Annotated in this window: 14 protein-coding genes; 6 read left to right on the plus strand and 8 right to left on the minus strand. The window is 33.5% G+C overall.

The genetic code is table 11. From position 1 onward, the window contains the following. Positions 1–432 precede the first annotated feature (432 nt). The gene (locus AC3WJG_RS02450; protein ID WP_102812843.1) at positions 433–1,305 is read left to right on the plus strand and encodes an AraC family transcriptional regulator; all 873 of its coding nucleotides are present in this window, start codon (positions 433–435) and stop codon (positions 1,303–1,305) included. Positions 1,306–1,447: 142 nt separating this feature from the next. On the opposite strand, the gene AC3WJG_RS02455 is transcribed toward AC3WJG_RS02450, so the two are convergent. The 3 genes from AC3WJG_RS02455 to AC3WJG_RS02465 form a co-directional block, all read right to left on the minus strand. Then, positions 1,448–1,735 (minus strand): 3-isopropylmalate dehydrogenase, encoded by a 288-nt coding sequence (locus AC3WJG_RS02455; protein ID WP_102812844.1) that lies wholly within the window; start codon positions 1,733–1,735, stop codon positions 1,448–1,450. Positions 1,736–1,866: 131 nt separating this feature from the next. Continuing rightward, positions 1,867–3,030 (minus strand): DUF418 domain-containing protein, encoded by a 1,164-nt coding sequence (locus tag AC3WJG_RS02460; RefSeq protein ID WP_337134606.1) that lies wholly within the window; start codon positions 3,028–3,030, stop codon positions 1,867–1,869. A 450-nt stretch (positions 3,031–3,480) separates the two neighbouring features. Next, positions 3,481–3,693 (minus strand): hypothetical protein, encoded by a 213-nt coding sequence (locus AC3WJG_RS02465; RefSeq protein WP_102812845.1) that lies wholly within the window; start codon positions 3,691–3,693, stop codon positions 3,481–3,483. 704 nt (positions 3,694–4,397) lie between these two features. On the opposite strand from AC3WJG_RS02465, the gene AC3WJG_RS02470 reads away from it, so the two are divergent. Both AC3WJG_RS02470 and lepB read left to right on the plus strand, forming a co-directional pair. After that, on the plus strand, positions 4,398–4,802 hold the full coding sequence (locus AC3WJG_RS02470; protein ID WP_337134605.1) for a hypothetical protein: 405 nt from the start codon (positions 4,398–4,400) through the stop codon (positions 4,800–4,802). Positions 4,803–5,365: 563 nt separating this feature from the next. Then, a complete protein-coding gene (gene lepB / locus AC3WJG_RS02475) occupies positions 5,366–5,920 on the plus strand; it encodes a signal peptidase I (RefSeq protein ID WP_060746383.1) in 555 nt (184 codons plus the stop codon). Positions 5,921–6,668: 748 nt separating this feature from the next. Here the strand turns inward: lepB and AC3WJG_RS02480 are convergent. Beyond that, complete coding sequence (locus AC3WJG_RS02480) at positions 6,669–7,223, minus strand: helix-turn-helix domain-containing protein (RefSeq protein WP_028409913.1); 555 nt, start codon at positions 7,221–7,223, stop codon at positions 6,669–6,671. Positions 7,224–7,336: 113 nt separating this feature from the next. On the opposite strand from AC3WJG_RS02480, the gene AC3WJG_RS02485 reads away from it, so the two are divergent. Beyond that, positions 7,337–7,921: a LysE family transporter gene (locus tag AC3WJG_RS02485; RefSeq protein ID WP_034649876.1), complete on the plus strand. Its 585-nt coding sequence runs from the start codon at positions 7,337–7,339 to the stop codon at positions 7,919–7,921. Positions 7,922–8,526: 605 nt separating this feature from the next. Here the strand turns inward: AC3WJG_RS02485 and AC3WJG_RS02490 are convergent. The 3 genes from AC3WJG_RS02490 to AC3WJG_RS02500 all read right to left on the minus strand — a co-directional run bounded on the left by AC3WJG_RS02490 (position 8,527) and on the right by AC3WJG_RS02500 (position 10,660). After that, complete coding sequence (locus AC3WJG_RS02490; RefSeq protein WP_337134604.1) at positions 8,527–9,045, minus strand: GrpB family protein; 519 nt, start codon at positions 9,043–9,045, stop codon at positions 8,527–8,529. 150 nt (positions 9,046–9,195) lie between these two features. Beyond that, complete coding sequence (locus tag AC3WJG_RS02495) at positions 9,196–9,627, minus strand: hypothetical protein (protein ID WP_028409910.1); 432 nt, start codon at positions 9,625–9,627, stop codon at positions 9,196–9,198. 250 nt (positions 9,628–9,877) lie between these two features. Next, positions 9,878–10,660: a GNAT family N-acetyltransferase gene (locus AC3WJG_RS02500; RefSeq protein WP_102812848.1), complete on the minus strand. Its 783-nt coding sequence runs from the start codon at positions 10,658–10,660 to the stop codon at positions 9,878–9,880. A 210-nt stretch (positions 10,661–10,870) separates the two neighbouring features. On the opposite strand from AC3WJG_RS02500, the gene AC3WJG_RS02505 reads away from it, so the two are divergent. Further along, entirely contained in the window at positions 10,871–11,770 is a 900-nt protein-coding gene (locus tag AC3WJG_RS02505) for an alpha/beta hydrolase family protein (RefSeq protein ID WP_098248962.1), read from the plus strand. A gap of 303 nt (positions 11,771–12,073) precedes the next feature. After that, positions 12,074–12,691: a methanogen output domain 1-containing protein gene (locus AC3WJG_RS02510; protein WP_028409907.1), complete on the plus strand. Its 618-nt coding sequence runs from the start codon at positions 12,074–12,076 to the stop codon at positions 12,689–12,691. Positions 12,692–13,028: 337 nt separating this feature from the next. Here AC3WJG_RS02510 and AC3WJG_RS02515 read toward each other — a convergent pair whose 3' ends face one another. Next, positions 13,029–13,865 (minus strand): alpha/beta fold hydrolase, encoded by an 837-nt coding sequence (locus AC3WJG_RS02515; RefSeq protein ID WP_337134603.1) that lies wholly within the window; start codon positions 13,863–13,865, stop codon positions 13,029–13,031. Between the last annotated feature and the right edge of the window lie 6 nt (positions 13,866–13,871).

Raw genomic sequence — 13,871 nt, forward strand, 5'->3', positions numbered from 1 at the left:
ATATGAAAACGCATACAAATTATCAAGTGTTTTTTTATTTTATTTTTTAAAAAAGAGAAAAAATAATACTAGAATTCTATAGCTATCCCTTGAGGAGTAAGGCTACCCTATTCTTATAAACCGCTCGTTAACAATTTTGAGCGGCACGTAGAGAGTGTTTCAACATCTACCTTTGGGCTATTCGATAAAGAGAAAAAATTCGTTATATCGAGGATGGATAAAGAACTGTATAAAACAAAAATTGTAGCTTCATTGAACCCATTCCCTACCAAGGATTCTTTTTGGCTGTGTGCCGGAAAGAACGGTTTATGTATACTAGTTTTGGATATCCTATATAGCTTAGAATAGAGAAAAAACCTACATAATTGTGCATAAAATGTCGGATAGCATTGTTTGAATCCTGCTATTCTGACAATAAGGGAGGTCATAAAAATGGATTTGCTTAAAAATATGAACAGAGCTTTGCATTACATTGAAGAGAATCTAACTAACGATATAAATTTTAGAGAAGTAGTAAAGCTAGCTCTTTGCTCGGAGTATCACTTTAAGAGAATGTTTTCTTTTCTTGCAGGTATCACTTTGTCAGAATACATTCGCAGAAGAAGACTTACTCTTGCAGCATTCGAACTTAAAGATAAGAACGTGAAGGTTATTGATATTGCGATTAAATACAGATACAACTCACCGGATTCTTTTGCACGAGCTTTTCAAAACTTGCATGGTATAAGCCCTTCAGAAGCCAAAAAGGATGGCCGTTCACTTAAGGCTTATCCACCCATGACCTTCCAGCTATCGATTAAAGGAGGAGATGAAATGAACTATCGAATTGAAGAGAAAGAGGCATTTCGTATAGTCGGCATTAAAGAAAGAGTTCCTATAATTTTTCACGGAGTTAACCCAAAGATTGCTGCTATGTGGGAAAGTTTACAGGATGAAACAATAGATACACTAAAAAAACTTTCTAATGTTAAACCATTAGGGCTGCTTAGTGCGTCTGTAAATTTTTCTGAGAAACGAATGGAGGAAAAGGGAGAGCTTGATCATTACATCGGGGTAGCAACAACCAAGAATTGCCCCCATAATTTAATAAAGCTTGAAGTACCTGCTTTGACATGGGCTGTATTTGAAGCCGTTGGGCCATTTCCTGATACTTTACAAGATGTATGGGGACGGATTTATTCCGAATGGTTTCCATCCTCAAATTACGAACAAGTAGAGGGACCAGAAATTTTATGGAATGAACATAAGGATGTAACCTCACCGACTTTTAAAAGTGAGATTTGGATACCAGTATCAAAAAAATAACGCTGATTCAATAATAACTATTTTAATATAAGAAAAAGGGAGTCCACAAATGTAACCTCCCTTTTTTTAATTTATAGTTTGCTGTAATGCTGGTTATGACAACTATAAACTTACGAAGTATAAGTCTTACTAAGCAAATTTTTTATTTATTGTTATATTGTTTTATAACTGTAATTGTAACTGCCAGTAACAGAACAATTGCGCTATTTATAAGTAAGTAGTATCCAACTTGCAAACCATAAAATATGGCAAACGCGTCTCTAATAATCAACAGTGCTAATATACCGCCTATTGCCCCAAATAAAGCCGCCAGTATCAATATTGTAAAAGCAGCAGCGTATAAACTTTTCTTTTTTTTGTAGGATATAAATCCAACGATATTTGAAATGATAATAAAGAATCCGATAAGTATTAAGAAAAAGTTAGCCATTTTCTTTAATTCTCCTCTACGGACTATTAATTGCTTAAAATTATCAATATCTAATATAACTTTAACATAACATTCTATGTGAAAGTTTTGCTTCTTATAACATGTTTTATATTCATCAAAAAGAAGCTGACTTACAATTTAAGATCTTTCTTTATATTTTTCTTTATACCTAAACTGGCTAAGCGTTTACGCGCTGATTCCATAGGACCCATTTTAAAATAGCGAAGCCACAAAGCAGCAAATAACATTTGAAACAAACAGATTAGTATCCACACAAAAATGACGAAGAATGAACGAGGGTGTCCACCCCACCCAAGTCCCCATCCATAAAATAAAATTGAGCTTAAAACATTCTGTAACACATAGCAACTTAAAGACATCTTACCTACTTTTTCTAAAACGCTCCATAATGAAAAGTCCTGAAATTTTTCAATTAGGAAACTAATGGCTCCCATGTATCCAAGCGATAAAATAGGGGCAAATACATACCTCACTGGAAAATCAAAGTATCCTCCAGGAACAAATAATAATAGGTTCAGAGGTAGCCCAACTAAAAGTCCCGCCTTCATCATCCTCTTTCTGATATTAATACCATTGGAATTATTGTCAAAAGCCCCTGTTCTCACTAGTAAAACACCAATTAAAAACATGCATATATTAAATGGAATGACGAAAATTGCTTCTGTGCGCAGCTCCCAAAAATGAAAAAGTCGATACTGCATTTGGTTCATCCACGATCCATGTTGATAAAGGTTCACCACTTCTTTTGGGACAGCAACTAGCTCATCTCCTATTGAGTTAGTTAGCACACCTAAGAACACAAGTACTATAAAGAAAAGATGAATCGCTGCTGCACTAATCATTATTATTCGTATCATCGTCTTCCGCATTTTCACGATAAACGATACGACAATGGCAGTTACTGCATAAGACATTAAAATGTCGTACTCTAAGACAAAAATAAAGTGCAAAAGCCCTTCCGTTAATAAGATTAAAGACAGCCATATGTACCTTCCCGGCCAAGCCTGATTTAATCGTTTTGATTGCTGATATTTCAGTTCTAAACCAACACCAAACATAATAGCTAAGAGGCCGAGTAATTTCCCGTTAATTAAGGATAGAAAAAGAATTCTTAAAAAATCATCTCCTGATAACCACCATTTGTTATGGGTAAAAGTAAATATATAATTTATATCTCCCAGATAGGCAAACAGCCAAATGTTCGTTCCTAATGTTCCAAGAATCGCTAGTCCTCTTAATATATCTAAAGAGCGAATTCGTTCTTTATTCTTCACTTCTCATCTCTCCATCCGTTACATTTACTCTAATAACGTTCCTAAAAAGGATTGTTTATTTTTGTTACTCTCCTTCTTGGTATGTCATAGTTCAACTATATTAGATTACGTTGCGTCACCTTCAACCCTTATTTTTAAATATTTTAAATAAATGAATGAATTATTTTTAGTGAGATAAAGAAAGCGTGGATACGTTTTGAGAAGTGCAAAGACTGCCCGCTTTGGAAACAGGTTTAGCCAAAATCCAAAAGGTATACTGGCGTCTGCAGAGTACTAATTACAAAAAAAGAAACCCTAGTATTTTCAAGGTTTCTTTTTTAAAAATATTCCACTCTAAGCGACAATTGAAGATGAATTAAAATGCTGTTACCGCGATATAGCAGTTTCCGGCGTTTTGTAATTCATACAGTAAATAACGTCGTCAAATACGCACTTTTTAAAATCTGATACCTAGCTTTGTTTCTCAGGATTATTTATTTCTCTTTCAATAAGAGCCACTGAAAGCTCAAATGCTTGTATCCGTCTTTTAGCTAAGGTGATTTGAGATTTATATCTACCAGCATTTTCTTTAGCTTCAAACGTTTTTACTGTCTGTCTGAGTTTATGTAAAGTTGAATCGATTTGACGCTTTGCTTCATCTAATTCAGCTACATCAAATTTCATTTAAGTCTCTCCTTTTTATAATTGTTGTTGGCAGCCTTCTCATATGAAAAAGCTGGTGCCTCATCTCGGTATAAAGCATATCATCAAGACCTATTCCTTGGTGCTCTACCTCTTATTAAATGACCATACATAAGAGTGAACAAATGCTAGAGTTTAACCCTCCCATTTATCTCCATCCGTAATCCACTTATCATTTTGCAAATCATAGCATGTATCATAATCATGAAAACTAAAATAGGTAGATAACGTACTACTCTTTCTGTCTGCCTTATTCCGAAACTCTTCAAACCATTCTACAATGGCTTTTGTTTCACCTTCCTATATTTCCCGTGCGGAAGTTTTATAGAACGCCCAAAATCCATCTTCTTTGTCAACAGGTATACTATACATTTCAATCTCGTCAAACAAGTCGTAGATATCTGAAAAAATACTGCTATTTTCCCCTTTTCAATTTATATTGTTATTATATAAATTGAAATTTTCTTTTCTATTACTTAAATCTTACGTTTTTCTTCATTTTCTTTTTATAAAAATTAGAATTTTACCCTTTATATTAAATAGAATAATAGTCAAGCTCGAATAAAACCTGATTATCTATAATAAAATTTAAGGAAAAACCTTTTTGATCATACTATGTAGATTTTTATTAGGTTCATTCTATGAAATGTAATAGATTATTCAGAAGGAAAAAGGAGTGAATACAAATGAGTTTAGCCACCTATATAGGTTCGAATGTAGAATTAGCTATTAATGACGAAATGGATGATATAGTTACTATTGGAAGCTGCTTTTCAGATGAAATGCATCGATTAAACATAAAAAAGCATCATTTTACTACTTCTTATGTTTATGAAGTGTCAAGTGACTGGGGAATTGAAATTACGGAATATATGAATAAAAGCAGACTGAAAGAATCAAAAGAGAAACTACTTGCACTATGTCGATTGATGGATCACTATCTTAAATCAGGAGATTTTTTTGAATTGTATAGCTGTTGGATAGGAGAAGAAGCTGAACAGCGAGAAGGAGCACTAACTTTAAACATCCATTATTTTGATATAGATGCTATTGAAATGCCTGAAAAAACATTAGTTACAATCAAAAAATAAACTTCCCTTATTATGCTAACAATTTTTTCGTATCTATAATCTGAACGCAAAAAAAGCTATTTCAATCGTATTGGCATCGGAGTGAAATAGCTTTTTCTACTTTACATTCAAGAGTGTGTTAGATCCTTATGGATATCTCCACATGTGAATTGTATCACAAACTTTTCTGCGTGTGAAGACGAAAAATAAAATTTGTATGACAAGTACCAAAAAAATTTAAGAGCAGCCTCGTTTGCCAATGACGAGGTTGCTCTTTATAAGTGTTCATTCATACTTATCCGAGTACGAAGCAGCATTATAATCCTTTTTTATTGTATCTTTATCTTTAGAATCTTCTGGTCGTCCAACCCCTACTCCACCGCCACCCATAAGTATGGATTTTTTACTAAATACTAATTCTCCTGTATATGCATAATTATAGTTTCCAATATACTCAGAATTAATTACTTCTTTTCCGCTGTAAATGCTAGCATATATAACCTTTAATTGTTAAATTAAAGGTTTATTTCTATATATTATGTTATACTTTTAAACATGTATTACGCTTGTAGAGGAGTTTTCAATTGAAACAGAAAGAGCTTTTTTCGTGGATTAAATCCATTATCATTGCCTGTATTCTGGCTTTTGTGGTAAGAGAGTACCTATTTACACCTATAGTAGTAGACGGCGAATCGATGATGCCGACTTTAAAAGACAGTGAACATATCATTCTTAATGAAGTGGGTAAAAATAACCCAGATAATATAAAAAGATTTGATATTATCGTTTTTCATGCTACAAAGGAAAAAGACTATATTAAAAGAGTCATTGGTTTACCTGGTGATCATGTAGAATATCGCAATGACACGCTATATGTAAACGGTAAAAGATATGAAGAGCCTTATTTAGATCAATATAAAAAAGAAATAGGAACAGGCCCATTAACTGAGGATTTTAAACTTGAAGATTATACAGGCAGCAAAACCGTTCCAAAGGGTCAATTATTTGTCATGGGAGATAATAGAATGTACAGCTTAGATAGCAGATCACCTGAAGTAGGAACAATCTCCGTAGACAAAATCGTAGGAAAAGCTAAATTAGCTTATTGGCCTTTAAAAGAATTTGAATGGATTAAGTAAAATCTTTTAAAGCTCCCTTATGAAAGGGAGCTTTTTCTATTTCTTTGCCAGTCCGTCACATGAAATGAAGCATTGTTGCTTTAAGTCCCACACTAACTGCAGCCCCTGTTTAAATTCACTTTTCCTTATATTTTCCGCGAAAGTGAGAAATTGCTGCTGCTCCTACAGCAGCAATCAAAATTAAAAAAATAGTAGATAGCGTATCATTGGCAACAAACATCTTCACCTAAAATACAGAAAGAAAAATAGCTACAAAACCTATTCCTAAATATGAAAGATTAATAATTGATCACTCCAGCTATAACGTTATTCTTATGTAAAAGGTTTTACAATTAAAAACATGATGAACATAATAACCGTAAATAAAGCCCCCAGAAGAGCAAAGTTAAGTGGCCTATGAGTATCTTCATTAGCCTTTACAAACAGCTTGGACCATCTTGTATACATCACTAATTTTGTACAAAGACTAAACAAAACGCCTGCAATGATTGAAGCAATTGCTATTTTTAAGATATGAATTCACTCCTTTCTAACACAACAGAAGGATATCCATAACCTAACATAAAAACCTATATAATACAAAAGTCTAAGAATCATAGGAAGTAGTCTTTCCACTTTCTATGCCGCTACTGGTTAACCGCTCTACATAGTATCTAACGATTCAATGCTTTATTGGTTGGCCATTAAATCTTTCATTAGTTGTACCGGTTTAATACAAAAATAAAATAGCGTTCTTGAAGAACGCTATTTAAACTGGATAATATATGATCATACTTAATTTAGCTAATGTTTTTCCGCGATTATAATAAGAATGAGCTCTATCAGCTTTGAACCTGATAGCATTCCCACTCTTTATCGTATATTCATTGCTATTTACACTTATAGTGAGTTCGCCTTCAAAGACAGTGATGAACTCTTCAGTCCCTTCCCTATGCGAATCAGCGTCTAGAGATCCACCTTCTTCTATTTCTACAGAATAAACTTCAAAGCGTCTATCATCCTCGAAGGGAAAATAAGGGTAGACTTGATATTTTCCGTTGTCTTCAGATAATATTTGAATGTCGGTTTTTGAAATGACTTTGGTGTCTGGCTGAGGATTATTTATTAATGAAGTAAAAGAAATTTTTAATCCATTAGCTATTTTCCAAATAGTTGTAATTGTAGGACTCGATTCTCCTCTTTCAATTTGCCCTATCATTGTCTTGCTTACCCCAGTTAATTCTGCAACTTTTTCGAGACTTAATTTCTTACTTTCTCTAAAATTTTTTAGGTTTTTGGCGATAATAAGATTTATTTCCTCCATAAATACACTCCTATCACTATGTACAATATAACGACCGTAATGTAAAATAAAAAGCACGACGTTATATCGTCCTTTTTGAACATTATAATATACATATTAGAGGAGGTACAAATATGCCATTATTATCATTTTTGCTATATATTTTTGTCACCAGTTTTACCCCTGGTCCTAACAATATTATGGCCATGTTATTTGCTAACAAATACGGTTTGAGAAAGACTACAAAATTTTGTTTAGGAGTAGGTGCAGGCTTTCTCGTAGTAATGTTGTTATGTAGTTATTTTAATGTTTTACTCCAAAATTCCATCCCGAAAATTGAGTTTTTCATGACGGTCTTAGGAGCAATCTATATGGTCTATCTAGCTATAAAAATTATTTTGAGTAAAGATGATGATAAAAATAACGATGAAAACAGGAATAACAGTTTTTTCATGGGGATGCTTTTACAATTTATAAATCCAAAAGGTATTCTGTATGGTATAACGGCTATAGCAACCTTTATTCTTCCATATCACAACTCGAATTTTAGTTTAATAATGTATTCTTTATTTCTAGCTTTTGTGGGCTTTGTAAGTACTTTCTGTTGGAGTTTATTTGGTTCGGTTTTTCAAAAATTCCTCTCAAAGTATAAAAGCCAGTTTAATATAGTGATGGCTTTATTATTAATGTATAGTGCAGTCTCCATTCTTATCAAATAACTTGCTTATTTGATTAAGGATCCATTTTAACGTTAGAAATATTCGTTTTATTGAAGAGTCAGTACTTCTCTTATGCGAAATATTAACCCCTTATCGAACGTTATAACGTACATATTGTACTTTATATCACTATTTTGCTTAAAAATATAAATTGACCAGTTATGCATAATTCGAGAAGGATACTCTTATGTATCTATTGATTTGCTTATCTTTTTAATTTTATAAAATATGATCAATATTAATTTGTTATGAAATTTCAATAGTTATTTAATATTTAGCTACAGCAGCCCATTTCTACACAAAAATTAGGTTAGAAAATTTGAGGGTAGATATAAGACGAGATATAAAATACTACCATATTTATAAAAAAGAGTGTTTTTCATGCAAGTCTTCCAGTTTCACGAGTGATAGAAATGTTGATAATTTAACAATGTATAAAGTCGTGTATAAATGAGAGAGTCAAAAAGTGAACGATCCCCTGTGTATTAAGGGATCGTTCTTTTATAAATTAGGGAAAGAATGATCATGGTAACTAACTTTGATGGAGTATACAATGTATTGAGACACAATATTATATTAACTAGTTTAACTCTTTTTCTTTAATTTCAACGATTAAGCCAATGCCATTTAAGCGCTTCTTTTTCGATTCTTTTAACAAATGCATCCTTACCATCACTATAGCCCTGGATATCATTGGGAAATCTATGAGCTAACTCAGCTTTTAATGCTCCATATTCATTGCTTATCATTTGATTTTGACGAAGATAGTCTCTAAAAGATAGGTGTCTTTCAATCTCTTGAATATTATCATACTGAAAAGCGTGAATTTGATGGGTGCGATTATCCCCACCTTTACGGTAATACCTTCTTCTTTTAATTCCAAACTCCCCCATTACTTCATATCCGAGCTTCTCAAATTGGTCTGAGTAATTATCTAACCTTCTAATGTCATTAACTACCAATAGAATATCAATAATAGGTTTTGCTTTTAAGTTTTGAATAGAAGTACTTCCAATGTGAAAAATATTTACCAATTCTTTTTGAAGCATTTCCTTAATTGAGTATTCTTCGTTTAGATATTCGTACTTCCAATTTGGATTATGTGCAACTACTGTAATATTCATTTTTCTCCCCCTTAATCCTTGATCACATGGACAATATATTAAAGGATAAATTGATTGCAAAAATCTTAGTATCTTCTAAATTATAATATATGCCTTCTTAGAAAAGTATTTATGTAAACTAGCTTTATATATAGTACACATCGTTATATTTTAATCTTGAGATAAATAAATCCAGTTCATTTCATCAAATTCTTCAATAATATAATTTGAACCTATATCCTTTAAAATTTTATTAAAAAATTTTATATTAACGTCATGATCATACAAATCTTCTTGAATATATTCCGTAATAATAAAATTTGTTAAATTTGTATTATTAACAAAATCTGAAAAGAACGATTTTAGAAAAAGTGAATCTTCTTCACTTAATTTTTCATCATTGATTAATGAAATCCTAAACACATTTAAAATCGCGTTAATATCTTCTTCCTCCATATAACATAATGGATCTAGTTTTTTATCTTCTTCTGTAAATGGCTTTCTCGTGTCTTCTATGACTACATAAGAAAAGATAGTTCCCTCTCTTTCTACTTGGAAAATTTCTAAATCACGTAATTTTAACACTCTATGAAGCGATATCATAATTTCCCCCTGCTTAAATATTAATTTAGGATATTTTAATAAAGTAGATACTGTTAAACCTAACGAGCATAGGATTCAGTTTACAGTAAAATCATCTTGTGTGCTGGTAATTAGAGGGCAAGGCTTATCGGCCGCCTGCGGAAAGCAACGTCTTGCACGGAAATCAACCGCGGTGTAACAAGCCATTCGCTCATGCATTCCATTCGTTCGTCTGTAGATTGTATTGATTTATTTATGTCTCATTCTCTTTTCATTTTAATACATATAAAGCGTAATCCTCTTCATTCGAAAACCCAAGTTTATTGGCTAGTGCTTTCGAGGCTTTATTGTTCTTATCGCAATCCCAAGCAGGCATAACATTCTTTTCTAAACATTTATTTATAAACGCCTGGCCCACTATCTTTCCCAATCCTTGTCCTCTATAGTTAGGATTAGTCACAATATCGATTTCAGCTATGGTTCCACTATGAAAAATAGACACACATTCAGCGATAATCTTTTCTTTATGGATTAGACAAACTCCTAATCCGTTTTTCAGAAAATTATTTTCTGATCCCCAGTACTCCACTATATATGATTCATTGAAATTCTCACTTTTCCTTAAAGAATCAGCGTTAAAATCTTGTAACTTATAGGGATTGGACAAGCTGTATGTAGAATGCACTTTTGAAGGAAGAAACCTATACTTAGAACGCGTCATTTTCTTTACATACGTTTTGAAAGTTTCGTCAAAAACAGTTTCCCAGTCAGTGGATGGAGTAAAAACTGTAAACCGTTTCTCCTTACCATACACGTTTTCAACAAAATAACGATAGAGAAAGTTATTAAATACCTCGTCATTCCCTTGTCCAAATACATAATAGTCACCTGCACGTATTCTAAGAAATCCTGATGAAGGTCTTATCATATCATTTACGTACACAGCTCCTGGAATAACATGATTAACGACAGAAAAAGCAAATGTAGGAGTCTTAAATGACGCTTCTAACATGTTGTTTATCTTGTAATAATCTTTCGGTTCCAAACAATGCATTTTATTTCCCCCTTAATAAATATCACTGTTTTCATTATATAAGTGCATGCATAAATTTAGTTATCATAATGTGCTTTATCGATACAAAAACAGCCCGACGAATAATTAAAATAAAGGTTAATTACTCTTTTTCAAGAGAGCTAAATCAAAAAAATTTCATATATAAGTTTGTTATAATAAAGATTGTTAAAAGCAAGGAGGAGTATATAAGTGCAAATAAGAAAACTTGAAAGACAGTCATTTTATGCCGGATGTCAATTCGTAGATATAGAAGATCAAGCAAATGAACACGCCTTGCCTCTCCTTATTATGTATCCTACATATAAAGAAGAACAAGTTGAAAAGATAGGACCTTACACGATAAGCGCTGCACAAGATGCTCCGCTTTCAAATGGATCATTTCCTTTAGTCATTATTTCTCATGGAGATGGAAGCACGCCTTTTGTTTATCGAACCATTGCCCAGTTTTTAGCACGTAATGGTTTTATTGTAGGAATACCCCAGCATCTCTTTAATAATCGAGAGGATAATACGCTGTCTGGAACAATAGATAACCTAAAAAATCGGCCTACCCATATACGTACTGTAATCGATTGGTTTTTAAAAGAAAGTTCCTTTTCTCCATCCATTAAATCAAATAATATTTCTCTTATTGGCCATTCAATGGGAGGATATACGGCTCTTGCTGTAGCAGGTGGAGTTCCCACTTCTTTTCCTTCTGAATCTCCTGACCAAAAGCCTTATTGTTTATCTGTTGATCATGATAAGCGGGTTCAATCACTTATTCTTTTAGCGCCAGCCGCCGGATGGTTCAGAGAAAGAGGAGCTCTTGAAGACGTGAATATACCTATTTTAATGATTACAGGCGAAAAAGATACGATTACTCCTTCTTTTCACGGGGAATTTGTGTTAAATGGCGTTTCTGATAAGGAAAAAGTTCAGCATATCGTTGTAGAAAATGGAGGGCATTTTTCATTTCTCAGCCCATTTCCCGACTTTATGAAATCTCCTTCTTTCCCCCCTTCTCAGGACCCGGTAGGCTTTAATCGCAAGGAGTTTCATGAGGACCTGCAAAACACTATATTGAACTTTTTATTACATTCTTTTTAACAGATTAGTCAGTTGTACCACCTTTTCTTTTGAAGCAATTATATCTAGAAAGAGAAGTTAAAACCTCTTAGAAACTGATGAGCTTCTAAGGGATTTTTATTTCCTATAAGGCCCATTATGCTAGTCTCCTTCTTTCTTTTTAAAAAGCAGCCAGCATTTACAAATAAATATTTTTAAATTCAAAAAAGATAACATATGATCTTGTTAATCTGTAATAATTAAGAAATAGAGATATATAGAAAAAGTGCTGCTTATTGAATTGATATTTTTACTCTTTTACAAAACAAAAGGGGGATTTACAATATGGCTTTAAAAAAAGGTCAGCTAAGCGGACATATATTTTTGTCTAAACTTATTACACAGTACGCAATGATTCATGAAAAAACGGTAGGCCCCGTAGCTGAAGAATATATTAAACAAATTGGTATTCGTACTGGAGAATGGATGGAAGACTTTTATAGCGATAAGCATGAAAAGTGGACGGTAGAGGAATATGCAGAAGTTATAATTGACCTTAAAAATTCAATTGGAGGTCACTTTGAAATTGTGTCGGTTTATCCAGACCATGTGGTTGTAAGCGCTACCCAATGTCCATTTGGTGACGTCGTACAGGATGCTCCTCATTTATGTAAGATGACGTCTAGTGTGTTTGGAGGAATTGCAGCTCGGAAATTTGGCTATGGAAAAGTGAGCTTGCGCCAGCGTATTGCTCTTGGTCATCCAATGTGTGAAGTTGCTATATATTTTACAAAACACAGTGAAGAAAATGGAGATGTGTATGAAGATCTTCCTATTACGCCTTCTTATGGTAATCCTTTCAATTGGGAAGAGGAAACAATTCATATGCTTAATCAAGAACTTCGAAGAAGCGATGAAATGATTGAAACCCTTCTTGCGGAATTAGAAGAATTACGTAAATAGTATTTCATTACCACACTTAACTATTAAGACATTTTGTTTTAGTTAGAAAAGCAAAATAAGATGTATAAAACAAAGAGCAGCCTTTAATTAAAGGGTTGCTCTTTGTTTTCACCACTCATTTTAGTTATTATGGTAAGCAGAAAAAATAAAGTAAAAGTTATTATAGCTATTTAGGGATTTTATTTGTAATCAGATGCGTCACCCTAAAGAATCCTTGGAGCGATCAGATGCCTTTGTTAATTGCATGAACTGATAAAAAAGAAGCGCCCTCCGGCAACTTCTTTTCGCTTTTCCTATTCATACGTCAGATTTCCACTTACAAAATAATCATTTATATTTAGTCTCTTAAAAATGACAGCAGCGCTTCGTTAAATTCGTGTGCATGCGTTGCATTTAAGCCGTGCGGACCGCCTTTTATTAAAGCTAACTTGGAACCAGAAATGGCTTCATGCGTTCGCTTTCCGCTATATTCAAATGGAACGATCTCGTCTGCATCACCGTGAATAATAAGAGTAGGTATTGTAAACTTGGCTAGATCGTCTCTGAAATCTGTTTTGCTGAAAGCAGCTATACAGTCTAGCGTCCCTTTAGGCGATGCGGCTGCTGCAATATCGCGGTTGTAAAGTCGAAATGGTTCGCTGACTAAGTCATTTCCGTCTTCAACCCCAAAAAATGTTTTTGTAAAATCATCAAGGAAAGCTAAGCGATCATTTTTTACGCCGTTTTCAAATTCTTGGATTCCTGCATCATCTAATGCTCCTTCAGGATGATCTTCTGATTTATAAAGAAATGGTGGTACAGCTCCTGCAAATACAGCTTTTTCTACTCTATCTGTTCCGTAAGTTCCTACATAACGAGCTACTTCTCCGCCGCCCATTGAAAACCCGACTAGCGTCACATTTGTTAAATCCAAATGTTCTAGCAGCTGATGTAAATCAGCAGCAAATGTTTCATAATCGTAGCCGTCCCATGGCTGAGAAGACTTTCCGAACCCTCGGCGGTCATACGTTATAACTCTGTATCCAGCCTCAACAAGAGCCGGAACTTGATATTCCCAAGACCGTCCGCTTAGCGGCCAGCCGTGAATTAAGACAACCGGCTTTCCTGTCCCTTGATCCTCGTAGTATAGTTCAATAGGTGCTTCATTTTCTGTTCCTACATTAATTTTTGCCATTTCGCT

This window comes from Priestia sp. FW507-14D1A, from assembly GCF_058781295.1.